Origin of the sequence: Pseudomonas sp. CFBP 13727 (assembly GCF_014841915.1) — a bacterium.
Classification (GTDB): Bacteria; Pseudomonadota; Gammaproteobacteria; order Pseudomonadales; family Pseudomonadaceae; genus Aquipseudomonas; species Aquipseudomonas baltica.
On record NZ_JACYUT010000001.1, the window covers coordinates 947,785 to 970,118 of the forward strand.

Annotated in this window: 21 protein-coding genes; 10 read left to right on the forward strand and 11 right to left on the reverse strand. The window is 63.1% G+C overall.

All coding sequences use genetic code 11. From position 1 onward, the window contains the following. Positions 1–12 precede the first annotated feature (12 nt). The 4 genes from IFT76_RS04165 to IFT76_RS04180 are packed head-to-tail and all read left to right on the forward strand — an operon-like array spanning position 13 to position 3,537. The gene (locus IFT76_RS04165) at positions 13–1,341 is read left to right on the forward strand and encodes a TRZ/ATZ family hydrolase (protein ID WP_192057487.1); all 1,329 of its coding nucleotides are present in this window, start codon (positions 13–15) and stop codon (positions 1,339–1,341) included. Between the two features lie 57 nt (positions 1,342–1,398). Next, entirely contained in the window at positions 1,399–2,097 is a 699-nt protein-coding gene (gene ubiG / locus IFT76_RS04170; RefSeq protein WP_122479065.1) for a bifunctional 2-polyprenyl-6-hydroxyphenol methylase/3-demethylubiquinol 3-O-methyltransferase UbiG, read from the forward strand. A gap of 2 nt (positions 2,098–2,099) precedes the next feature. After that, positions 2,100–2,771, forward strand: a complete 672-nt coding sequence (gene mupP, locus IFT76_RS04175; protein WP_122479067.1) for an N-acetylmuramic acid 6-phosphate phosphatase MupP — start codon at positions 2,100–2,102, stop codon at positions 2,769–2,771. Positions 2,772–2,796: 25 nt separating this feature from the next. Beyond that, on the forward strand, positions 2,797–3,537 hold the full coding sequence (locus IFT76_RS04180; RefSeq protein WP_192057488.1) for a YciK family oxidoreductase: 741 nt from the start codon (positions 2,797–2,799) through the stop codon (positions 3,535–3,537). Positions 3,538–3,653: 116 nt separating this feature from the next. Here IFT76_RS04180 and IFT76_RS04185 read toward each other — a convergent pair whose 3' ends face one another. From IFT76_RS04185 to IFT76_RS04215, 7 genes are all read right to left on the reverse strand, one after another. Then, on the reverse strand, positions 3,654–4,436 hold the full coding sequence (locus IFT76_RS04185; RefSeq protein WP_122479071.1) for a TenA family transcriptional regulator: 783 nt from the start codon (positions 4,434–4,436) through the stop codon (positions 3,654–3,656). 46 nt (positions 4,437–4,482) lie between these two features. Then, entirely contained in the window at positions 4,483–6,945 is a 2,463-nt protein-coding gene (locus IFT76_RS04190) for an EAL domain-containing protein (protein ID WP_122479073.1), read from the reverse strand. Between the two features lie 151 nt (positions 6,946–7,096). Beyond that, positions 7,097–8,929: an ABC transporter ATP-binding protein gene (locus IFT76_RS04195; RefSeq protein WP_192057489.1), complete on the reverse strand. Its 1,833-nt coding sequence runs from the start codon at positions 8,927–8,929 to the stop codon at positions 7,097–7,099. Continuing rightward, positions 8,922–9,557 carry a DsbA family protein gene (locus IFT76_RS04200; RefSeq protein ID WP_192057490.1) on the reverse strand — a complete coding sequence of 212 codons (636 nt, stop codon included), beginning with the start codon at positions 9,555–9,557 and terminating at the stop codon, positions 8,922–8,924. The genes IFT76_RS04195 and IFT76_RS04200 overlap by 8 nt, the downstream gene beginning before the upstream one ends. A gap of 4 nt (positions 9,558–9,561) precedes the next feature. After that, positions 9,562–10,500, reverse strand: coding sequence for an oxygen-dependent tRNA uridine(34) hydroxylase TrhO (gene trhO, locus IFT76_RS04205; RefSeq protein ID WP_192057491.1), 939 nt, complete (start codon positions 10,498–10,500; stop codon positions 9,562–9,564). A 160-nt stretch (positions 10,501–10,660) separates the two neighbouring features. Beyond that, positions 10,661–10,957, reverse strand: coding sequence for a BolA family protein (locus IFT76_RS04210; protein WP_192057492.1), 297 nt, complete (start codon positions 10,955–10,957; stop codon positions 10,661–10,663). Positions 10,958–10,971: 14 nt separating this feature from the next. Further along, a complete protein-coding gene (locus tag IFT76_RS04215) occupies positions 10,972–11,511 on the reverse strand; it encodes a DUF2059 domain-containing protein (RefSeq protein WP_122479082.1) in 540 nt (179 codons plus the stop codon). A gap of 222 nt (positions 11,512–11,733) precedes the next feature. Here IFT76_RS04215 and IFT76_RS04220 point away from each other — a divergent pair, with 222 nt between their 5' ends. Together IFT76_RS04220 and IFT76_RS04225 are read left to right on the forward strand one after the other, a co-directional pair. Further along, a complete protein-coding gene (locus tag IFT76_RS04220; protein ID WP_192057493.1) occupies positions 11,734–13,110 on the forward strand; it encodes a class II fumarate hydratase in 1,377 nt (458 codons plus the stop codon). A gap of 96 nt (positions 13,111–13,206) precedes the next feature. Further along, positions 13,207–13,401, forward strand: a complete 195-nt coding sequence (locus IFT76_RS04225; RefSeq protein WP_122479086.1) for a DUF6316 family protein — start codon at positions 13,207–13,209, stop codon at positions 13,399–13,401. A 5-nt stretch (positions 13,402–13,406) separates the two neighbouring features. On the opposite strand, the gene IFT76_RS04230 is transcribed toward IFT76_RS04225, so the two are convergent. After that, complete coding sequence (locus IFT76_RS04230; RefSeq protein ID WP_192057494.1) at positions 13,407–14,249, reverse strand: substrate-binding periplasmic protein; 843 nt, start codon at positions 14,247–14,249, stop codon at positions 13,407–13,409. 215 nt (positions 14,250–14,464) lie between these two features. Here IFT76_RS04230 and IFT76_RS04235 point away from each other — a divergent pair, with 215 nt between their 5' ends. Together IFT76_RS04235 and ppnP are read left to right on the forward strand one after the other, a co-directional pair. Further along, positions 14,465–15,007 (forward strand): exonuclease domain-containing protein, encoded by a 543-nt coding sequence (locus tag IFT76_RS04235; protein WP_192057495.1) that lies wholly within the window; start codon positions 14,465–14,467, stop codon positions 15,005–15,007. Between the two features lie 71 nt (positions 15,008–15,078). Continuing rightward, positions 15,079–15,360, forward strand: a complete 282-nt coding sequence (gene ppnP, locus IFT76_RS04240; RefSeq protein ID WP_185793816.1) for a pyrimidine/purine nucleoside phosphorylase — start codon at positions 15,079–15,081, stop codon at positions 15,358–15,360. Between the two features lie 34 nt (positions 15,361–15,394). Here the strand turns inward: ppnP and IFT76_RS04245 are convergent, their stop codons facing one another. Continuing rightward, the gene (locus IFT76_RS04245; RefSeq protein ID WP_274603792.1) at positions 15,395–17,152 is read right to left on the reverse strand and encodes an ABC transporter transmembrane domain-containing protein; all 1,758 of its coding nucleotides are present in this window, start codon (positions 17,150–17,152) and stop codon (positions 15,395–15,397) included. A gap of 141 nt (positions 17,153–17,293) precedes the next feature. Here IFT76_RS04245 and IFT76_RS04250 point away from each other — a divergent pair, with 141 nt between their 5' ends. Continuing rightward, positions 17,294–17,473, forward strand: coding sequence for a PA1571 family protein (locus IFT76_RS04250; RefSeq protein WP_192054001.1), 180 nt, complete (start codon positions 17,294–17,296; stop codon positions 17,471–17,473). Between the two features lie 70 nt (positions 17,474–17,543). Here the strand turns inward: IFT76_RS04250 and pdxB are convergent, their stop codons facing one another. Continuing rightward, positions 17,544–18,728, reverse strand: coding sequence for a 4-phosphoerythronate dehydrogenase PdxB (gene pdxB, locus IFT76_RS04255; protein WP_192057496.1), 1,185 nt, complete (start codon positions 18,726–18,728; stop codon positions 17,544–17,546). Positions 18,729–18,857: 129 nt separating this feature from the next. Beyond that, positions 18,858–19,337 carry a DUF1289 domain-containing protein gene (locus IFT76_RS04260; protein ID WP_122479098.1) on the reverse strand — a complete coding sequence of 160 codons (480 nt, stop codon included), beginning with the start codon at positions 19,335–19,337 and terminating at the stop codon, positions 18,858–18,860. Positions 19,338–19,718: 381 nt separating this feature from the next. Here IFT76_RS04260 and acnB point away from each other — a divergent pair, with 381 nt between their 5' ends. After that, positions 19,719–22,328 carry a bifunctional aconitate hydratase 2/2-methylisocitrate dehydratase gene (gene acnB, locus IFT76_RS04265; RefSeq protein WP_192054471.1) on the forward strand — a complete coding sequence of 870 codons (2,610 nt, stop codon included), beginning with the start codon at positions 19,719–19,721 and terminating at the stop codon, positions 22,326–22,328. The last annotated feature ends 6 nt before the right edge of the window (positions 22,329–22,334 follow it).

Consider the following 22,334-nt stretch of genomic DNA (forward strand, 5'->3'; position numbering starts at 1 on the left):
CCGGAACTTGCCATGCCCGATGTCGATACCGCCCTGGACCTGCTGCTACTGCCCACCTGGCTGGTACCGGTCGAGCCCGCCGGTGTCGTGCTCGAGGAGCATGCCCTGGGCATCCGCGACGGCCAGATTGCCTTCATCGGGCCACGCAGCACAGCCGCCCGGCTGCAGGCACGCGAAACCCGCGAACTGCCGGGGCAGCTGCTCGCTCCGGGGCTGGTCAATGCTCATGGGCACGCGGCCATGACGCTGTTCCGCGGCCTGGCCGACGACCTGCCGCTGATGACCTGGCTCGAACGACACATCTGGCCCGCCGAGGCACGCTGGGTCAGCGAGGCGTTCGTCCGCGACGGCACCGACCTGGCCATTGCCGAGCAACTGCAAGGCGGCATCACCTGCTTTTCCGACATGTATTTCTTTCCCGAAGTGGCCGCCGAGCGCGTGCACGCCAGTGGCATGCGCGCACAGATCACCGTGCCGGTGCTGAACTTCCCCATTCCCGGCGCGCGTGATGCCGACGAGGCGCTGCACAAGGGTGTCGAGCTGTTCAACGACCTCAAGCACCATCCACGCGTCAGCATTGCCTTCGGCCCCCATGCGCCCTACACGGTAAGCGACGAGAACCTGGAGAAGATCCGGGTGCTGGCGGACGAGCTGGACGCCGCCATCCACATGCACGTTCACGAAACCGCAGGCGAAGTGCACGATGCCCTGCAACAGAGCGGCGAGCGTCCGCTGGCCAGGCTGGCTCGCCTCGGCCTGCTGGGGCCGCGCTTCCAGGCGGTGCACATGACTCAGGTAGACGACGCCGACCTCGCGCTGCTGGTGGAAAGCAACAGCAACGTCGTGCACTGCCCGCTGTCCAACCTCAAGCTGGCCAGTGGCTTCTGTCCGGTGGAAAAGCTCTGGCAGGCCGGCGTCAATGTGGCCGTGGGCACCGATGGGGCGGCGAGCAACAATAGCCTCGACCTGCTCGGCGACACGCGCATCGCAGCGCTGCTGGCCAAGGCCGTGACCGGTTCGGCGACCGCATTGGATGCCCATCGCGCACTGCGCATGGCCACCCTCAATGGCGCCCGAGCCCTGGGCATGGAGACGCACATCGGCTCGCTGGAGGTTGGCAAGGCTGCGGACCTGGCGTCGTTCGACCTGTCCAGACTGGCTCAGCAGCCGGTCTACGACCCGGTGTCGCAACTGATCTACGCCAGTAGCCGCGATTGTGTCCGGCATGTCTGGGTCGCCGGCAGGCAACTGCTCGACGAAGGTCGCCTGACCCGCCTGGACGAGCACCTGCTGCGTGACAAGGCATGCGCCTGGGGCGAGCGTATCGCCGCCGAGCGATGACGACTGCGCCGCCCGGCCCTACAGAATTCAAGAATCACATCGTTTAGAGGACACCCAATGAGCAACGTCGACCACGCTGAAATCGCCAAGTTCGAAGCCCTGGCGCACCGTTGGTGGGATCGCAACAGCGAGTTCAAGCCGCTGCACGACATCAATCCGTTGCGCGTCAACTGGATCGACGAGCGCGTCAACCTGGCGGGCAAGCAGGTCCTGGATGTAGGTTGCGGTGGCGGTATCCTGAGCGAGGCCATGGCCCTGCGCGGCGCCAAGGTCACCGGGATCGACATGGGCGAGGCGCCGCTGGCGGTTGCCCGCCTGCACCAGCTGGAATCCGGGGTGGAAGTGGAATACCGCCAGATCACCGCCGAAGCCCTGTCGGCCGAATGCCCGCAGCGCTTCGATGTGGTCACCTGTCTGGAAATGCTCGAACACGTGCCAGACCCTTCGTCGGTGATCCGCGCCTGCTTCCGCATGGTCAAGCCTGGCGGCCAGGTGTTCTTCTCGACCATCAACCGCAACCCCAAGGCGTACCTGTTCGCGATCATCGGCGCCGAGTACATCATGAAGCTGCTGCCGCGCGGCACCCACGACTTCAAGAAATTCATCCGCCCTTCCGAGCTCGGCGCGTGGAGCCGCGAGGCCGGACTGACCGTCAAGGACATCACCGGCCTGACCTACAACCCGCTCACCAAGCACTACAAGCTGGCTTCGGACGTCGACGTCAACTACATGATCCAGACCCTTCGCGAGGAATGAGCATGCGCCTTCGAGCGGTACTTTTCGATATGGACGGCACGCTGCTCGATACCGCGCCGGACTTCGTCGCCATCTGCCAGGCCATGCGCGCCGAACGCGGCCTGGCGCCAATCGACCAGCAGCGTGTGCGCGACGTGATCTCCGGTGGCGCCAAGGCCATGATCCAGGCGTCGTTCGACCTGGCACCCGAGTCAGCTGAGTTCGAAGCCTTGCGCCTGGAGTTCCTCGAGCGCTACCAACACGGCTGCGCGGTCCACAGCCATCTCTACGAAGGCATGGCGCAACTGCTCGCGGATATCGAGCAGGCCAAGCTGATCTGGGGCGTGGTGACCAACAAGCCGTTGCGCTTCGCCGAGCCCATCATGCAGCAACTGGGGTTGGCACAGCGTTCGGCGGTGCTGATCTGCCCCGACCATGTAACGCGCAGCAAGCCGGACCCTGAACCCGTGCTGCTGGCCTGCAGCAGACTCGACCTGGACCCGGCCAGCGTGCTGTTCGTCGGTGATGATCTGCGCGACATCGAGTCGGGCCGCGATGCCGGGACCAGGACCGCCGCAGTGCGCTACGGCTACATCCATCCCGACGACAACCCGGATCACTGGGGCGCCGACGTGGTGGTCGATCACCCGTCGGATCTGCGCCGCGTGCTCGACCAGGCCCTTTGCGGCTGCTGAACCGTACTACTTTCCAGGAGTTTCCATGTTCGATTACTCAGCCCGCCCCGACCTGCTGGCCGGGCGCATCATCCTGGTGACCGGTGCCGGCCGTGGCATTGGCGCTGCCGCCGCGAAAACCTTCGCCGCCCATGGCGCCACCGTGCTGCTGCTGGGCAAGACCGAATCCAACCTGACCACCGTGTACGACGAAATCGAAGCCGCCGGGCATGCCCAGCCGGTGGTCATCACCTTCGACCTGCAGAGCGCGCGAAGCGAACAGTACGCGCAATTGGCACAGATGATCGAGACCACCTTCGGCCGCCTCGACGGCCTGCTGCACAACGCCTCGATCATTGGCCCGCGCACCCCACTGGACGCGTTGCCCGACGACGAGTTCATCCAGGTGATGCAGGTCAACGTGAACGCCACGTTCATGCTCACTCGCGCACTGCTGCCTCTGCTCAAGCAGGCGGCAGATGGCTCGGTGGCGTTCACCTCCAGCAGTGTCGGTCGCAAGGGACGCGCCCACTGGGGCGCCTACGGTGTGTCGAAGTTCGCCACCGAAGGCCTGATGCAGACCCTCGCCGACGAGCTGGAGGGTGTCAGCGCGGTACGTTCCAACAGCATCAACCCCGGTGCCACGCGCACGGCCATGCGCGCGCAGGCCTATCCGGCGGAGGAGCCTGGCCGCAACCCGTTGCCCGAACAGATCATGCCGGTGTATCTGTACCTGATGGGACCCGACAGTATCGGGGTCAATGGCCGGGCGTTGGACGCCCAGTGAAATGTGTCCTCAGGGCGGGCACCCGCCGCTGTAACGACCGGCCAGCCAGCCTGTCGCGCAACCGTGGTGCCGCCTGAGGCGATCCTGCTAGTCCTGCGTCATGCCCCTACCCTGTTTCAAGCCACGACCCTTTTGTCCAGGGTGGTGGTGCGCTGCAGCTCCAGCGCCATGCAGCGTTCCAGGAACAGGAACATGAAGTCGTAGCTCTTGCAGATGGCGTTGCGCAGCTCGGCCTGCTGCAGTTCGGTGGCATGGTTGCCAACCAGGGTGCAGATGATCTCCAGGGCTTCCCACGGATGCTCGTCGTCGTACTGGGCATGCAGGCTCAGCCAGCGCATGGCGCGCTTGCGGTTCTGCTCGGGAAACGCCTGGGCATAGGTGTCGTCGGCGCAGACCACCGCCGACCACTCGCCGGTTGCACCCTCGATGGCATAGTTGGTGGCTGCCATGGCAACCGCCAGCGAGTCGGTGGCACAGCTCTGCCAGCACCAATGGCTGAGCGCGTGCAGCTCGGCCGGCACGTCCTGGGCGATGAGATCCTGGAGACTGACGCCATGCGCCTGGCTCCAATGCACCCAATAATCGGCGTGATTGAGTTCGACTCGAATGTTGCGCATCAACCAGCGCCGCGCCATGTCCTCGCCCGGATGCCGGGCAAAACGCGTCTTGGTCAGGTTCTGCGCCATGTACAGTGAAAACTGCTCCACCACGGGCCAGCCGCCGATCAGGTAATGACGCATGGTGCGCGAGCTCAGCTGGTTGTCGCGCATGCGCGCGTAAACCTCATGCTCGACGACCCGACGCTTGTTCGGCGCACAGTCTTCGATCAGTTTCTGTGCCCACTCGGGATAACTTTTTGCGTCCATCAGCGGACCCAGGCGAATAAAAGGATCGTTCACTGGCAAACCTCCATTTAATTAAGTGAAGAACAGCGGCAAATTGCCCTTATCGGAAAGTGTCGGGAACGCCAAAGCGCAACGGCCGCAGTCTGCCCAGGTGACGGCGCAGACTGTCACAGGTGAAAACCTGCGGTCGCTCGATCAAATATCCTTGTGCGTAGTCCACACCAATTTCCAGCAAGGCCTGTTCTATCAGAGGCGTCTCGACAAACTCGGCAATGGTGCGCTTGCCCATGACGTGGCCAATATGGTTGATCACTTCCACCATCGCCCGATTGATCGGGTCGTCCAACATATCTTTAACGAAGCTGCCGTCGATTTTCAAATAATCGACAGGTAAATGTTTCAAATAGGCAAACGAAGACATACCGGCGCAGAAGTCGTCGAGTGCAAAGTGACAACCCAAGCCCTTCAATTCATTGATAAAACGGATTGCGCTGCCAAGATTTGCGATGGCGCTGGTCTCGGTAATCTCGAAACATATCAGCTCGGCCGGAATGGCGTGCAGGCGAAATTGTTCACGCAGGAACTCGAGGAACTCGTCATCACCGATGCTGATGCCGGAAAGGTTGATCGCACACACTGCCAACGGCCCCTGGTCGGGCTGGTCGAGAGTCTGGCGCACGACCTTGAATACGTTCTGCACCACCCAACGGTCCAGGGCGGTCATCAGGCCGTACCGTTCGGCAGCCGGGATGAACACTTCGGGCATGATGATGCGGCCGGTTTCATCGCTCAGGCGCAGGAGGATCTCGATGTGCCCACCCGGCGGTCCGTCCTGTATGCCCAGGGCGGCGATCTCCTGTGCATACAGGCAGAACCGGTTTTCCTCCAGGGCCATGTGCAGGCGCTGGACCCATGCCATCTCGTCGACCCGCACGGTCAGTTCGCTGTCGGCGGCGTGGTAGACCTGAACGCGGTTGCGACCGCGCTCCTTGGCCAGGTAGCAGGCCATGTCGGCGGCGCGCATCGAGGCTTCGAGGGTGATCGGCGCCTGGGTCAGGTGCACCATGCCAACGCTGACGGTGGTGACGAACGGGCGCCCCTTCCACACGAAGTGCAGGTTCTGCACGGTGTGGCGCAGTGTTTCGGCCAGTTTCTCCGATTCGGCGGCCGAGCAGTTCTCGATGAGGATGCCGAACTCGTCACCGCCCAGGCGCGCCAGGGTGTCACCCTCGCGCAGCCCGGACTGCAGCAGTGCGCAGATGTGGCGAAGCAGTTCGTCGCCCGCCGCGTGACCGCAGGTGTCGTTGACCAGTTTGAACTGGTCCAGGTCGAGGAACATCAGCGAGTGGCAGCCAGGATAACGCTGCAGCGCGGCCAGCGCCTGCTCGAGACGGAACTCGAACTCGCGGCGGTTGGCCAGCCCGGTCAATGCATCGTGCGTGGCCTGCCACGACAGGTTGGCGATGTATTGCCGCTCCTGGGTCATGTCGTGCAGCACCAGCACGGTACCGCTGATGTGCTGGTCGGTCTGGATCGGCGCGCCGACGAGCGTCACCGAGACCGTACTGCCGTCCAGGCGCTGGATCAGCTTGGCGTGTTCGCTGCCGCCGCGCAGGTCGCCACTGACGATGTGGTCGATGAGGGTGAAGCTGTCCTTCTCGGCGTTTTCGTCGAGCAGGTTGAACAACGCCGCCAGCGGCAGCCCCACGGCCTGATCGGCGCTCCAGTGGGTCAGTCGCTCGGCGGCCGGGTTCATGTAGAGGATCGCGCCCTCGACATCGGTAGTGATCACCCCATCGCCGATGGACGCCAGGGTTACCTGGGCGCGGTCCTTTTCCAGTTGCAGGGCATAGGCGAAGGCATGGCGCTGGTTGAGCAGCTTGCGCGTGCGCCACAGCGCCAGCACGATCAACAGCAGCGCCACCAGCAGGTTGCTGACCACCAGCAGGTACTGCACCGCGCGCGAGCCCTCGCCCAATGCCGCGCTGAAGGCCATGGCGGCGGGCGTCACCGCGTCATTGATGAGCATGATCTGGTGCTTCCAGCGCGCCATGTCCGCTTCGCTGGCGGTGCCGGCCTGTTGCGCCGCGTGCATCTGCTGCGCCAGGGCGTCGAGTTCGACCAGGTAGGTATCGCCGATCTTCCAGTGCGCGATGGCCCTGGACATGTAGCTCACATCGCTGAAGTGACGGTACAGCCAGATGATGTTCTGCATGTCGTCAGGGTGGTTGTTGCCCTTCAGAATGCCGGTCCGTGCAGCCGCCAGATCAGGCTCGGGCTGGTCGAGGGCGAGGCGCAGCTGATGACCGCCCTGGGGAATGGCGATGGCGCGCAGGTACTTCTGGAAGACTTCCTCGTCACGGCTGTCGGCATACAGGTTCAGGTAGTAGATCGCGTCTTTCTGACCCTTGGACCAGAAGCTTTCGCCCGCGACATAGCTGCGCACCGCGGACAGTGCGTAGAGGCTGATGCAACCCAGCATTGCCATCAACCCCACGACGGCGATGAATGGCCAGACAATCCCCAGCAATCTCGGTGTATCGAGAGTCTGTGTGTGCTTCATGAGGTTCCTTGCTTCAGCGATCCAGGCAACGTCCAAGTCAGAACTTCAATCACCACTGGCACACTCTAGGCTAGTTTCGGAAAGGACCGGCACAGTTTTCGTCGGTGCCGAATCTTTTTTTTCATGGCTGGGCGCGCCGCCAGCCGCGGACTCAGACCTGTTGCAGATAACCGTACAGACGCGCATACAGCCCGCCCTCAGCGATAAGCTGCTGGTGATCGCCATCTTCGGCGATCCGGCCGCCGTCGAACACCAGCACGCGGTCGGCCTGCTTCACCGCAGAGAGCCGGTGGGCAATGATCAAGGTAGTGCGCCCTCGCAGGAAACGCGCGAGGGCCTGGTGCAGGTTGTACTCGGTGGCGGCATCGAGCGCAGAGGTGGCTTCGTCGAGAATGACCACCTTGGGCTCGGCCAGCACCATTCGAGCAATCGCCAGACGCTGCCGCTGACCCCCGGAAAGGCGTACGCCGGACCGGCCGACAATGCTGTCCAGGCCGTGGGGCATGTCCCGCACGGTGCTGTCCAACTGGGCGATCTGCAGTGCATTCCAGCAGGCATGGTCGCTGGCAGTGCGCCCCATGGTCAGGTTGGCACGAATCGTATCGTTGAACAGCGATGGATGTTGCAATACCACCGCGACATTATCGCGCAGGGTCTCCAGGCCCATCGCCTGCTGCAGCGTGCCACCAAAGCGCACCTCCCCGGCCTGTGGCGTATAGAGCCCGAGCAGCAATTGCACCAGCGTGCTCTTGCCACCCCCGCTGGCGCCGACGATGGCGACCTTTTCACCGGGCGCGATGCTCAGGTCCAGGCGGTCCAGCACCTTGTCCTCGGCATAGGCGAAGGTCAGGCCACGGATCTCGATACCCACCGTCTCGCGATCGCGGAACGGATCGCTGCCGCCCGGATACCTGGGTTCATCGGCGCGAGCGAGCAATTCATTAATCCGCTTCAGCGCACCACCTGCAGCATAGTAGGCGTATTGCAGATTCAACAGCTGTTCGACCGGGGTGATCATGAACCAGAGATAGCTGAACACTGCCAGCATCTGGCCAATGCTGAGGTCGGAGAACAGCACCGTGAGCATGGCTGCAGCGCGGAAGATATCGATGCCGAACTGGAACAGCAGCGCGCTGGCGCGGCCCGACGCGTCGCTCTTCCACATCGAGGCGACCGCAAAGTCGCGCACTTCGCGAGCGCGCAGGCCGAGGCGGCCCAGAAAATAACCCTGACGGTTGCTGGCGCGGACTTCCTGGATGGCGTCCAGGGTTTCGCCGAGCGCCTGGGTGAAGCGCGCGGTGCTGTTGTTCTCGAGCTTCTTCAAGTGTTTGACGCGCTTGCCCAGCACCACCGTGGCGTACACCACGAGGGGGTTGAACAGCAGGATGAGCAGCGCCAGCTTCCAGTGCATCCACATCAGGATGCCCGCGGTGCCGGCCAGGGTCAGCATCGCCACCAGGAAGCGGCTCAGGGTTTCGCCGACGAATTTGTCGAGGGTTTCCAGGTCGGTGACCAGATGGGTAGTGACCGTCCCACTGCCCAGGCTTTCGTATTCGCTGAGGGAGATGCGCTTGAGCCGTTCGATGAGACGCAGGCGCAGGCGATAGACCACGTCCTTGGCCAGGCCGGCGAACAGCCGCGCCTGCACGACGTTGAAAAGCAATGACCCACAACGCAGGGTGAAACTGATCACCAGCATCAGCCCTATGAAGCCGACGGGGATCTGCCAGGCGGCGGGCAACACCTGACTCATCCAGCGCGTGGCACTGCCGGCATGCCCGAGCAAGACCTCATCGACCAGCAGCGGCAACAGCAGGGGTATCGGCACGCTGCACAAGGTAGCGAGTACGGCGACGCCATTGGCGGTCCATAGCGTACGCTTGTGCTGCAATGCCAATCGGCGTATTTCGCCCCAACTCAGGCGGTCTGCCACGGGCGTGGTTTGCGACCCTGCCACCCCGACGGGGCCCGGTCGCTCATGCATCGGCAGCACGTTCCAGCCAGCGCGCCAACAGCGGCGCAAGATCGGCCAACGGTCGGTAACCATTGGTCAGCAAAGCCAGCTGGCCATCGCGCTCGGCGAGCAAGGTCGGAAAGCCGGCGATGCCCAGCCCCTGCGCCCAGGCGAAATCGGCCAGGGTGGTTTGTACCCTGCGATCGCTGTCGAACGCCTCGACGAACTCGATGCGCGGCACACCGGCCTGTTCGGCCAGGGCAGCCAACTGCACCGGCTGGGTCACATCCAGGCGCAGGGTGTAGAACGCCTGCTGGATCAGCTTGACCAACGGCCAGGCCAGATCGGGGGCCAGTTCGCGCACCGCCACGATCGCTCGGCAAGCCGGCTCGGTGTCGTAGACGAAGCCTGCCGGCAGTGCGCCCTCGAACTCGAAGGCCTGGCCGCTGGCCTCGTGCACCGCATGCCAGTGCTCGATGATGTAGTTGCGGGTGGTCGGCTCCAGCGCCGCGCCGCCGCTGCGCAGCCCGCCCACTACGATATGGGTCTTGACCCCTGCCGCCTCGGCCTGATCGATCAGGGCCTGGGCCACGGGCGCGAAACCCCAGCACCAGGAGCACATCGGGTCCATCACGTAGATCAGGCGGTTGCGCGACATGGGCTCAATCCTGGGCAGCTTTGCGATAGTTGTGGCCGATAGGGTGCGGCAGATTGCGCGCGCGAGCCAGTTCGATCTGCTTCTGACGATCAATGGCGCTCTTGCGGGTCTTTTCGCTCAGGCTGTTCCAGCAGTGCGGGCAACTGATGCCTGGCACGTAGTGCTCGCTGGCACGATCTTCGACACTGATCGGTGTGCGGCAGGCATGGCACTGATCGTAATCGCCCTCGCTGAGGTCGTGGCGCACCGTGACGCGGTTGTCGAAGACGAAGCAATCACCTTCCCACTTGCTCTCTTGCTGGGGCACTTGCTCCAGGTACTTGAGAATGCCGCCCTTGAGGTGATAGACCTCTTCGAAGCCTTCGCCAAGCATGTAGCTAGACGCCTTTTCGCAGCGGATACCGCCGGTGCAGAACATGGCGACCTTCTTGTGCACCGCCGGGTCGAAATGAGCCTTGATGTAATCGGGAAATTCGCGGAAAGACGCGGTCTTGGGATCCACGGCGCCGTGGAAGGTGCCGATGGCAACTTCGTAGTCGTTGCGAGTATCGATCAGCAGGACTTCAGGATCGTCGAGCAACGCATTCCAGTCCTGCGGCTCGACATAGGTGCCAACTGTGCGGTTGGGGTCGACACCGGCGACGCCGAGGGTGACGATTTCCTTCTTCAGCTTGACCTTGGTGCGATAGAACGGCTGCTCGTCGCAGTACGATTCCTTGTGGTCGATGTCGTCCATGCGCGGATCGAGCTTGAGCCAGGCCAACAGGCCGTCGATGCCTTCGCGGGTACCGGATACGGTGCCGTTGATGCCTTCTGCGGCTATCAGCAGCGTGCCTTTTATATCGTTGTCGAGCATGGCCTGCAGCAGCGGCTCACGCATTTCGACGTAATCTTCCAGGGTGACGAACTTGTACAGTGCCGCCACGACGATTGCTTGGGTCATGGGTAAAACGCTCCAGGTGGTCGACCGCGCAAGGGCCGGACCGGATTTTCTTGGGGGACAGTTCACCGGACGAGCCAGGCGACAGGTCTGTGAACAGAAATGAAAAAACCCGCCAACGGCATGCCGCTGGCGGGTCGCAGATTCTAGCAAATTCCGTTGCCTAGTGCCCACCGCCGGCGCAGGTGGGCGACGCCGGTGCGGCCCCTGCCTGCTCCCATTCCTGGGGCGTATAAGTGTGCAGCGCCAGCGCGTGGAACTCGCCCATCAGTTCGCCGAGCGTGCCGTACACCAACTGGTGACGCTTGACACTGTTGAGCCCGGCAAAGCGGTCACTGACCAGCACCGCCTTGTAATGGGTCTCGGTGCCTCGGCTGTGCATGTGGCTTTCGTCCAGCACCTGCAGATGTGCGGGTTGCAGCATCTGCAGGGTGGATACGATGCGGTCCTTCATAGACATCAGCAACGACTCCGTTACGGCTTCGCTGGCTTGGCCGGACCGGCAGCAGCTTTGGCAGCGCCCTGTGGGTCCAGTTCCTTGGTCATGTCAGCCAACAGGTTGTTGACCACAGGCACTGCGCTTTCCAGCTTCTGCTGGGTGAGCTGGGCGGACTGCTGGGTCACGGCGGGCATTTTTTCCAGGACTTTCTTGCCCAACGGCGACTGGTAGAACTTGACCAGGTCCTTGAGCTCCTGCTCGGAGAAGTTGGTGGTGTACAGCTTGACCATGTCTGGCTTGAGCTTGGGCCAGCCGATGGCCTGGTCCAACGCGGCATTGGCCTTGGCCTGGTAGGTTTCCAGGGTTGCCTGCTTGCTGGCCGGGGCTTTGGTCTGCTCGAAGCGCTGAGCGAACATTTGCTGCACTTGCATGTACACCGGCGTACCCAGTTTGTCCGCATGAGCCATCATCAGGAAGGCTTCGGCGCTGGCATTGTGGCTGGCGGTGTCGGCGAGTACCTGGCCACTGGCACAGACGAGAACTGCCGCGGTGCAGATGGCGCGAAAACGAGTCATCGAGTTTCCTTATCTAGCAGGCGAGGTAAAACCCCAGAAACGATCATTTTGCGCTCAAGCTCGTGCGTCTCTCAACCCCAGACTGCGAACCGCAGGTGCAGTTTCATGGAACCTGACGCCAGGTACGTACCCTAACAGCAAGGCTGCCGATGAACTGCAGCGAGACCCGCCCGTGCATCATCGGGGTGTGACGCGAGATCGACAACAAGGAGCATGAACCGCATGAGTCGTATCGAAACAGACAGCCTGGGACAGGTCGAAGTTCCTGAAGAGGCCTACTGGGGCGCCCAGACCCAACGTTCGCTGGTGAACTTCGCCATTGGCGAGGAGCGCATGCCGCTGCCGGTTTCGCACGCCCTGGCGCTGGTCAAGAAGGCCGCGGCGCGGGTCAACGATCGCAACGGTGACCTGCCGGCCGACATCGCCCGACTGATCGAGCAAGCCGCCAACGAAGTGCTTGCAGGCGAGCATGACGACCAGTTCCCCCTGGTGGTCTGGCAGACTGGCAGCGGCACCCAGAGCAACATGAACGTCAACGAGGTGATCGCCGGGCGCGCCAACGAACTGGCCGGCAAGGGCCGCGGCGGCAAGTCGCCAGTGCATCCCAACGATCACGTCAATCGTTCACAGAGCTCCAACGACTGCTTCCCCACCGCCATGCACATCGCCGCCGTGCAAGCCGTGCAGGCTGACTTGTTGCCGGCAATTGCGGTGCTCGGCGAAGGCCTGGCCGAGCTGGCCGGACGCCACACGCAGCTGGTCAAGACCGGCCGCACGCACATGATGGACGCCACGCCGATTACCTTCGGCCAGGAAGTCTCGGCCTACGTGGCGCAGCTCGAATACGCCCAGAAGGCCATCCGCAACACCTTGCCCGCCGTGTGTGAGCTGGCCCAGGGCGGCACTGCGGTGGGTACCGGGCTCAATGCACCCAAGGGGTTCGGTGAAGCCATCGCCGCCGAGCTGGCGGCGCTGTCCGGGCTGCCGTTCGTCACCGCGCCGAACAAGTTCGCGGCATTGGCCGGCCACGAGCCGTTGACCAGCCTCTCGGGCGCGCTCAAGACCCTCGCCGTGGCCTTGATGAAACTGGCCAACGATTTCCGCCTGTTGGGTTCGGGGCCTCGGGCAGGGCTGGCCGAGATCAAACTGCCGGCCAATGAGCCGGGTAGCTCGATCATGCCCGGCAAGGTCAATCCGACCCAGTGCGAGGCGCTGTCCATGCTCGCTTGCCAGGTCATGGGCAACGACGTGGTCATCGGCATCGCCGCAAGCCAGGGTCACCTGCAACTCAACGTGTACAAGCCGGTGATCATTCACAACCTGCTGCAGTCCATCAAGCTGCTGGCCGATGGCTGTCGCAATTTCCAGGAACACTGCGTCGCCGGTCTGGTGCCGGATGCGCAGCAGATGGGCGAGCACCTCGAGCGTGGCTTGATGCTGGTGACCGCGCTCAACCCGCACATCGGCTATGACAAGGCCGCCGAGATCGCCAAGAAGGCCTACGCTGAAGGCTTGACACTGCGCGAATCGGCACTGGCCCTGGGCTACTTGAGCGAAGCCGAGTTCGACCAGTGGGTGCGGCCCGAAGAAATGCTTTAAGCTCTTGCCGCCGGCATCATCGTTTGCCAACGATGATGCCGGCGGCGAACTCGCCCGATCCACATCCAAGATCCATTTCTACACAGGACGCACATCATGTTTGGCAAGCGTGCGCAGGACCTTGTTGAAACCACGCACTTTCGTGCCGAACGATTCAGCACGGTCAACGGTTTCTATTTTTTCAGCACTCGGGAAAAGACTCTGGAAGGCCCCTTCGCGACCCGCGAGGAAGCTGAACGCGAAAGCCGGGCGTATGTCTCTCGCGTCTCGGGGCGTCAATCCTATCGCTAGGCCTTTCAGGGCTTGGCTGCAGGGTTGCGCACCACCACACGGCGAGCAGGTTGCGCCAGCACGGCCACTTTGGCTGGCGCAAAGATAGGCAGCAATCTGCCGCTGGCGTGCATATGCTGAATCAGGGTGGTGAACTCCTCGGCACTGATCGGCGCACCGGGGCGAATAAGCGCGTAGTGTCGGTAGATCTGGTCCAGCCGTTGCGAAACCAGCAGCTGCGAGCCGATATCTGGGTTGCGTGCGACGAAATCGCTCAGAAATGACCGGGTGACCATCGCAATGTCGGCCCGCTTGCGCACCACCATCATCAGATTGCTTTCGTGGGAATACGTCAGCACGGCGTTGAACCTGCGCAGCAGATACTGCGGGTTGGCGTCGAAATCCGCGAACGCGTAGTGATAACCGTAGAACAGCGCCATGCGCTTGCCATTCAGATCGGCGAAGAAGTCCTGGTCATTGCCCTGCTTCAGCGCCACGAACACCTCGGCATCCTCCAGCCCGAGATCGACCGCACTGTGCTTGATGCGCTGCCACCCCCACAGCGGGTTCTCGAAGATCGCCATGTCGACCCGGCCGCGTTCGAAATCCTGATAGCGTCGCGCGATCGAAGTCGGCACCAGAACGAAGTGCCAGGTGGTCTGCACCTGGTTGAGCTGTTCGATGAGCGAGGGCAACAGGCCTTCGTTGCGACCCTGTTCGGGGTGCACGACGTACGGCGGAAAATGCGCCGCGCCGATGCGTACTTCCTGGGCCGCTTGCGTGTCCGATGCCCACAGTGCCGCTACCCATGGAACCAGTGCAGCCAGCAACAGACGTGGCAGGGCCGCCTTAACATAACCGTGCTTCAAGACAGAAAACCCCCACCAGCCGTTTCGCGAAGCACGTACGCTAGGGGTTTTACGTCGGGCTGACAACTGCTAAACCCTGTGCCGGTGCCCGGCACTCCCCCGTCCGCCTGCGGCAGGCAGCATCGAACTGCGCTATTGCGCGGTTGCAGGGATATCGGAACTCTTTGCCTGCGGTTGTGCTCTAGGCTCTAAGCGCATGTGCCTGGGAGCCTGGTATGCCGCATTGGCTGGTCGTCGACCTGGAAGCCACCACCGATGAAGGTGGTTGGCCGGTCACTGAAATGGAAATCATCGAGATCGGTGCAAGCCTGGTCAACCGCGACGGACGCGAGGTGGATCACTTCCAGCGATTCGTCAAACCGTTGCGACGCCCCAGCCTGACCCCGTTCTGCCGGACGCTGACCCACATCGAGCAAGCGGACGTGGACGCCGCGGCGGTGTTGACCCAGGTGTGGAAAAGCTTCGAGCAGTGGCTGTCACCCCACCGCGGGCAACTGCAGGGCTGGGTCAGCTGGGGCGATTACGACCGGCTGCAGTTGCTGCAGGACTGGCAGCGGCTCAACCTGGAAAGCGCACTGGCGCGAGTGCCCCACATCAACCTCAAGCAGCGCTTTGCCAAGGCTCGCCAGCTGCCGCGGCCGCTCGGCCTGACAAGTGCCCTGCAACTGGCCGGACTGCAGTTCTGCGGCCAGCAGCACCGCGCCCTCGAAGACGCACGCAACACGGCGCGGCTGCTGCCCATGGTGCTCGCGCCGTAAAGCGGATGACGACCTGCCAGGGCTTGGGCATACTGGCCAGCCCTTTCCAATCCTCCGCAAGGAACCGCCTCATGTTCAAGGTCAACGAGTACTTCGACGGCACCGTGAAGTCCATTGCTTTCTCCGAAACGGACGGCCCTGCCACCATCGGCGTCATGGCACCGGGCGAGTATGAATTCGGTACAGCCCAGAGCGAAATCATGCACGTGGTTTCCGGCGCCCTCACGGTCAAGCTGCCCGATGCCAGCGAATGGACAACCTTCACTGCCGGCAGCCAGTTCAACGTGCCTGCCAACAGCAAATTCCAACTGACCGTGGAAGTGGAAACCGCCTACCTCTGCCAATACCGTTGATGATCGCGGCCCCCAGCCTTGGGGGCCGCTTGCGCTAGCGACCGAACTGCAAGTGGGCCAGGCGCGCGTAGAGCGCATTGCTGGCCACCAGCTCGGCGTGGGTTCCCAGCGCCACCAGACACCCCTCATCCATCACTGCAATACGGTCGGCGTTCTGTACCGTGGCCAGGCGGTGGGCGATGACCAGTGTGGTGCGACCCTGCATCAGCGTCGGCATGGCCTGCTGGATGAGGTGTTCGCTTTGCGCGTCCAGAGCGCTGGTGGCCTCGTCCAGGAGCAGGATCGGGGCATCGACCAGCAAGGCGCGGGCAATCGCCAGGCGTTGACGCTGGCCTCCCGAAAGCCCCAGGCCAGCATCGCCGAGCGGCGTCTGGTAGCCCTGCGGCAGTTGCATGATGAAGTCGTGGGCATGGGCGATGCGCGCGGCGTCCTCGACCTGCTCGGTCGTGGCGTCGGCCCGCCCATAGCGGATATTATCCTCGACGCTGCCGAAGAACAGCGCCGGGGTCTGCGACACCGTGGCGAACTGCCGACGCACGTCCTGCGGATCCAACTGGCGCAGGTCGATCCCATCGATGAGAATGCGGCCCTGCTGCGGGTCGTAGAAACGCAGCAGCAGATCGAACAGCGTCGACTTGCCTGCGCCCGAGGGCCCGACCAGGGCCAGGGTCTCGCCCGGCCTGACCTGCAGGCTCAGGCCGCGAATGGCGGGTGCCGCCTCGCGCGCAGGGTAGGCAAATATCACCTCGTCGAGCGCCAGCGCCCCCGTGACCCGCGGCGGCAGTTGCTGCAGACCGACGCTGGGCGGCTGGATATCGCTGCGCGCCTGCAGCAGCTCGGCAATGCGCTGCGCGGCACCGGCGGCGCGCTGCAGCTCACCGACCACTTCGCTCAAGGTGCCGAAGGCACTGCCCACGATCAGGCTGTAGAACACGAACGAGGCCAGTTCGCCTGCGGAAATGCGCCCGCCGATCACGTCCATGCCACCGACCCAGAGCATCACCGCGACGGCACCCAGCACCAGCACGATCACCAGTGCAATCAGCCATGCACGCTGGACGATGCGTTGCCGGGCCGTGTCGAACGCCTGCTCCACGGTGACGGCGAAGCGTTTCTGGTCTTCGGCCTGGTGATTGTAGGCCTGCACCGTCTTGATCTGGGTCAGGGTTTCGGCCACATAGCTGCCGACATTGGCAATACGGTCCTGGCTCTGCCGCGACAGACGCCGTACCTGTCGCCCGAACATCAGGATCGGCGCCAGTACCAGCGGCAGGGCGACCACCACGATACTGGTGAGCTTGGGGTTGGTGACGAACAACAGCACCACCCCGCCGATCACCATCAGCAGGTTGCGCAGGAACATCGACAGCGACGAGCCAATGACCGACTGCAGCAACGCCGTGTCGGTGGTCAGCCGTGACTGGATTTCCGAACTGCGGTTGTTTTCGTAGAACGCCGGGTGCAAGTGAACCAAATGGTCGAACACCTGCTTGCGGATGTCGGCGACGCAGCGCTCGCCGATCCAGGACACCAGATAGAAGCGCGCGAACGTTCCCGTGGCCAGGGCCAGTACCAGCACCATGAACACGGCGATGGAACGATTGAGCAGGTGTGCCGACTGGGTCATGAAGCCCTGGTCGACCAGCATGCGAATGCCTTGGCCCATGGACAGGGTGATGCCGGCGGTAACCAGCAGTGCCAGCAGCGCGCCGATGGCCTGCAAGCGATAGGGGCGCATGAAGCGCCAGGCCAGGCGCAAACCGCGACGCTGACCCGAAGACAATAGTTGCAAGGGAGGTGATCCGTTTTCAGATGATCTGCAAGCCTACACCCAGACGCCCGATCGACTACAGTGGAACTCCAGCAAACGGACAAAGTCAGCTAGGAAGCAGCCCGAAACAGACGGCGCACACATCTGAAGAGGAGACAGGCCATGAGCTCGCATGACGACACGCCTAAACGCATCGACGTGCTACGTGTGAAACCCCAGGAGCCCGTTGGGGGCGCGATCATCGATGAACAGGGGCGTGAAGTACCCATCACTGAAAACATGGTGCAGGACGCCTGCCGCGAACTGGAAGAACACGTGGTCAAGCCGGTCGGCAAAGACTGATCGACCCAACCGCCCTGCTGCCCACGAGACCCGGCCCTGATGCCGGGTTTCGACGTTCTGGCACCCAGTCTCAGGTGTCGGTCCGGACCAGCACCGCCCCCAGAGCTACGACGATGCGTTCGAGCTCCGGTGCAGGACCGTCGATGCGCACGCGCAGCCCTTCGATTTCGCGACGCGGCGGGTAGTGCTTGCGCAATTGGTCGAAGGCCAGCCGCTGCCGGGCATCGTCGGCTTCATGAGGAAGGTCATGCGGGCTGTCGACGGCCAGGCTGCGACGCAAATCGGCATCGTCGCGTCGCGGGTCGTAGACGCCCCGACAGAGCATGGCCAGCGCCCAGGCCGGGTCGCTGTCGTCACTCAGGCTGACCTCGCCGAGCCAGGGCCTGGGCAGCAGGTCGTACAGGTGGACATCGACGCTGCGACCGAGAAAGTCGCACAACGCCTGATGAATCTGCGCCGTGCCACGACGGCGACCGTCGAGGCTGTAGCCGGCGATGTGCGGAGTGCCGATCACGCAGCAGTCGGCCAGCGCACGGTCGACTGCGGGTTCGTGCTCCCAGACGTCGAGCACCGCCTGCAGGTCTTCGCGTTCGAGCAGCACTTCAAGTAATGCAGCGTTGTCGATCACCGGGCCGCGCGCGGCATTGATCAGCCAGGTACCCGGCTTGAGCGCGCGCAGGCGCGAGCCGTCGAACAGGTGCCAGGTGGGGTGGTCGCCGTCGCGGGTCAGGGGCGTGTGCAGGCTGATCACGTCGCAGTGCTCGACGATGTGTTCCAGGCTGACGAAGTCGCCGCCCTCCCTTGCCGCACGCAATGGGTCGCACACCCGCACATCCCAGCCCAGGCCGCGCAGTACCTGTACCAGCCGCCCGCCCACCTGGCCGCCGCCGACGATGCCGTAGCAGCGTTGGGGCAACGCCAGCCCTTCGATTTCGCTCAGGGTGAGCAGGCTGCCGAGCACGTAGTCGACCACGCCTCGGGCATTGCAGCCCGGGGCGCTGGCCCAGTGGATACCGGCTGCGGCGAAGTAATCGAGGTCGAGGTGGTCGGTGCCGATGGTGCAGGTGCCAACGAAGCGTACATTGCTGCCTTCGAGCAGGGTGCGATCGACCTGGGTTACCGAGCGCACCAGCAGGACATCGGCATCGGCGACAGCCGTCCGGTCGATCGCTCGGCCCGGGTAGCGGCGGATTTCACCGAAGCCTTCGAAGAATGCGTCGAGCAGCGGGATGTTTTCGTCGGCGACTATGAGCATGGGGGTGTCCGGGGTTGTGAGGGTGTCAGGGCGGGCCTCTTCGCGGGCAGAGACCCGCTCCCACAGAGACTGTTGTGGCCCTTGTGGGAGCGGGTCTCTGCCCGCGAAGGCCTCAGCGCAGGGTCGACTTCAGATAATGCGCTGTTCGGTCAGCTCGCGCACGAACGCCGGCGCGATATAACGTTGGTAATGCGCCTCGGACAGGATGAAGAACTCCCGATCGATGGCATCGCGCAGCTGCGGCAGATCCCAGTCGCGGAACTCGGGCAGCAGCACCAGACCGTAAGCCTCCAGGTTGTTGATCACGCGGGCGCCGCGGGCGATCAACTGGTAGGCCCAGCAGTATTCCGACTGCCGCTCGACGAAACGGATCTTGCGTTGTTCCAGTTGTTGGCGCAGTTTCGATGGGTCGAACACTTCCACCTTGGCCACCATCACCTGCACCAGCAACTGCTCCAGACGGATCCACACTGCGCGTTTCTGCGCTTCGTCATAGCCGTTCCAGTGGATGACTTCATGGTGATAGCGCTTGCAGCCCCGGCATACCAGGTCACCGTAGACGGTGGAGCACAGGCCCACGCAGGGCGTCTTGATGGAATGGTTGGACATGGTGGATCGGCACGCTGGACGGTGGAACACCGGGCGCATGTTAGTCCTTTGTCTAACGGGGGTCACCCCAGAAATCGTGGGGCTTAACTTAACTTCCTGCGCGAAATAAAGTAGAATCATGCAGCCTTTTTAGGCGCCAATGTCCATTGGAAGCTGTTTTCAAAGCGTCACGAGCACAGTTGATCCAGTAGAAGGGTGTTGGCACCGCTCGTCCGGTGCCAGCCCTCATCAGATTTCCCTTCTACCGGCGTAAAACTTTGAAAACAGCTTCTGCATGGAACACCTGCCCTCCTGACTGAACGGCCGAAAAGACCGTGCGCATGGATGCAGGCGTTCTCTGGATGAGCGTCCCTTCCGGGACCACTGATGAGGGTAATAACTGTGCTTGAAGCCTATCGCAAACACATCGAAGAGCGTGCCGCCCAGGGTATCGTGCCCCAGCCGCTTAACGCCGAACAAACCGCAGGCCTGGTCGAGCTGCTGAAAAACCCTCCCGCCGGCGAAGAGTCTTTCCTGGTCGACCTGATCACCAACCGCGTGCCACCGGGCGTCGACGAAGCCGCCTACGTCAAGGCCGGTTTTCTTTCTGCCCTGGCCAAGGGCGAAGTCACTTCGCCGCTGATCGACAGCAAGCGTGCCGTTGAACTGCTCGGCACCATGCAGGGTGGCTACAACATCGCCACCATGGTCGAACTGCTCGACGACGCCACCCTGGCGCCGGTGGCTGCCGAACAGCTCAAGTTCACCCTGCTGATGTTCGATGCCTTCCACGACGTTGCGGAAAAAGCCAAGAACGGCAATGCCCACGCTCAAGGCGTACTGCAATCCTGGGCGGACGGCGAATGGTTCAAGAAGCGTCCGACCCTGGCCGACAAGATCAGCCTGCGCGTCTTCAAGGTCACCGGCGAAACCAACACCGACGACCTTTCGCCTGCGCCCGACGCCTGGTCGCGCCCGGACATCCCGTTGCACGCCCTGGCCATGCTGAAGATGGCCCGCGAAGGCATCGTGCCCGACGTGCAGGGCTCGATCGGCCCGATGAAGCAGATTGCCCAGATGTACGCCGACGGTTACCCGGTTGCCTACGTGGGTGACGTGGTCGGTACCGGTTCGTCGCGCAAGTCGGCGACCAACTCGGTGCTGTGGTTCTTCGGTACCGACATCCCGTACGTGCCGAACAAGCGCGCTGGTGGTTTCTGCTTCGGCACCAAGATCGCCCCGATCTTCTACAACACCATGGAAGACGCCGGCGCCCTGCCGATCGAGTTCGACGTGTCGAACATCAACATGGGTGACGTGATCGACCTGTACCCGCACCAGGGCAAGGTCTGCAAGCACGACAGCGACGAAGTGATCACCACGTTCGAGCTCAAGACCCCGGTACTGCTCGACGAGGTCCGCGCAGGCGGCCGTATCCCGCTGATCGTCGGCCGCGGCCTGACCGACAAGGCGCGTACCGAACTCGGCCTGGGCCCAACCGATCTGTTCAAGCTGCCCGAAGCCCCGGTCGACACCGGCAAGGGCTTTACCCTGGCGCAGAAGATGGTCGGCAAGGCCTGCGGCCTGCCCGAGAACCAGGGCGTGCGTCCCGGCACCTACTGCGAACCGAAGATGACTACCGTCGGTTCCCAGGACACCACTGGCCCGATGACCCGCGACGAGCTGAAAGACCTGGCATGCCTGGGCTTCTCCGCCGACCTGGTCATGCAGTCCTTCTGCCACACCGCGGCCTATCCGAAGCCGATCGACGTGACCACCCATCACACCCTGCCGGATTTCATCCGCACCCGTGGTGGCGTATCCCTGCGTCCAGGCGACGGCATCATCCACAGCTGGTTGAACCGCATGCTGCTGCCGGACACCGTCGGCACCGGTGGTGACTCGCACACCCGCTTCCCGATCGGCATCTCGTTCCCGGCCGGTTCCGGCCTGGTGGCCTTCGCGGCCGCTACCGGCGTCATGCCGCTGGACATGCCCGAGTCGGTGCTGGTGCGCTTCAAGGGCACCATGCAGCCAGGCATCACCCTGCGCGATCTGGTCCACGCGATTCCGTACTACGCCATTCAGAAAGGCCTGCTGACCGTCGAGAAGAAAGGCAAGATCAACGCCTTCTCGGGCCGCATCCTGGAAATCGAAGGCTTGAACGAGCTGACCGTGGAACAGGCGTTCGAACTGTCCGACGCTTCGGCCGAGCGTTCTGCCGCCGGTTGCACCATCAAGCTGCCGGAAAAGGCCATTGCCGAATACCTGAAGTCCAACATCACCCTGCTGCGCTGGATGATCAGCGAAGGCTACGGCGATGCGCGGACCATGGAACGTCGTGCCCAGGCCATGGAAGCGTGGCTGGCCAACCCGGAACTGCTGAGTGCCGATGCCGACGCCGAATACGCCGAGATCATCGAGATCGACCTGAGCGACTTGAAAGAGCCGGTCCTGTGTGCACCGAACGATCCGGACGATGCACGTCTGCTGTCCACCGTTCAGGGCGAGAAGATCGACGAAGTGTTCATCGGTTCGTGCATGACCAACATCGGCCACTTCCGCGCTGCCGGCAAGTTGCTCGACAAGGTCAAGGGCCAACTGCCGACGCGCCTGTGGCTGTCGCCGCCGACCAAGATGGATGCCCATCAGCTGACCGAAGAAGGCTACTACGGCATCTACGGCAAGGCTGGCGCACGCATGGAGATGCCGGGCTGCTCGCTGTGCATGGGTAACCAGGCACGCGTGGAACCCAACTCCACCGTGGTGTCCACCTCGACCCGTAACTTCCCGAACCGCCTGGGCGATGGTGCCAACGTGTACCTGGCCTCCGCCGAGCTGGCCGCTGTCGCGTCCATTCTGGGCAAGCTGCCGACGGTCGAAGAGTACATGGGCTACGCGGCCAGCATCGACAGCATGGCTGCCGATGTGTACCGCTACCTGAGCTTCGACCAGATCGCCGAGTTCCGCGATGCTGCGGCCAACGCGAACATTCCGGTGGTTCAGGCTTGATGCCAC

Excerpts from the sequence above, each read along its gene's own strand:
- IFT76_RS04165 (WP_192057487.1), top strand. The coding sequence starts at position 13 with ATGCCCGATGTCGATACCGCCCTGGACCTGCTGCTACTGCCCACCTGG.
- ubiG (WP_122479065.1), top strand. The coding sequence starts at position 1,399 with ATGAGCAACGTCGACCACGCTGAAATCGCCAAGTTCGAAGCCCTGGCG.
- mupP (WP_122479067.1), top strand. The coding sequence starts at position 2,100 with ATGCGCCTTCGAGCGGTACTTTTCGATATGGACGGCACGCTGCTCGAT.
- IFT76_RS04180 (WP_192057488.1), top strand. The coding sequence starts at position 2,797 with ATGTTCGATTACTCAGCCCGCCCCGACCTGCTGGCCGGGCGCATCATC.
- IFT76_RS04190 (WP_122479073.1), bottom strand. The coding sequence starts at position 6,945 with ATGAAGCACACACAGACTCTCGATACACCGAGATTGCTGGGGATTGTC.
- IFT76_RS04195 (WP_192057489.1), bottom strand. The coding sequence starts at position 8,929 with ATGCATGAGCGACCGGGCCCCGTCGGGGTGGCAGGGTCGCAAACCACG.
- IFT76_RS04200 (WP_192057490.1), bottom strand. The coding sequence starts at position 9,557 with ATGTCGCGCAACCGCCTGATCTACGTGATGGACCCGATGTGCTCCTGG.
- trhO (WP_192057491.1), bottom strand. The coding sequence starts at position 10,500 with ATGACCCAAGCAATCGTCGTGGCGGCACTGTACAAGTTCGTCACCCTG.
- IFT76_RS04210 (WP_192057492.1), bottom strand. The coding sequence starts at position 10,957 with ATGTCTATGAAGGACCGCATCGTATCCACCCTGCAGATGCTGCAACCC.
- IFT76_RS04215 (WP_122479082.1), bottom strand. The coding sequence starts at position 11,511 with ATGACTCGTTTTCGCGCCATCTGCACCGCGGCAGTTCTCGTCTGTGCC.
- IFT76_RS04220 (WP_192057493.1), top strand. The coding sequence starts at position 11,734 with ATGAGTCGTATCGAAACAGACAGCCTGGGACAGGTCGAAGTTCCTGAA.
- IFT76_RS04225 (WP_122479086.1), top strand. The coding sequence starts at position 13,207 with ATGTTTGGCAAGCGTGCGCAGGACCTTGTTGAAACCACGCACTTTCGT.
- IFT76_RS04235 (WP_192057495.1), top strand. The coding sequence starts at position 14,465 with ATGCCGCATTGGCTGGTCGTCGACCTGGAAGCCACCACCGATGAAGGT.
- ppnP (WP_185793816.1), top strand. The coding sequence starts at position 15,079 with ATGTTCAAGGTCAACGAGTACTTCGACGGCACCGTGAAGTCCATTGCT.
- IFT76_RS04250 (WP_192054001.1), top strand. The coding sequence starts at position 17,294 with ATGAGCTCGCATGACGACACGCCTAAACGCATCGACGTGCTACGTGTG.
- pdxB (WP_192057496.1), bottom strand. The coding sequence starts at position 18,728 with ATGCTCATAGTCGCCGACGAAAACATCCCGCTGCTCGACGCATTCTTC.
- IFT76_RS04260 (WP_122479098.1), bottom strand. The coding sequence starts at position 19,337 with ATGTCCAACCATTCCATCAAGACGCCCTGCGTGGGCCTGTGCTCCACC.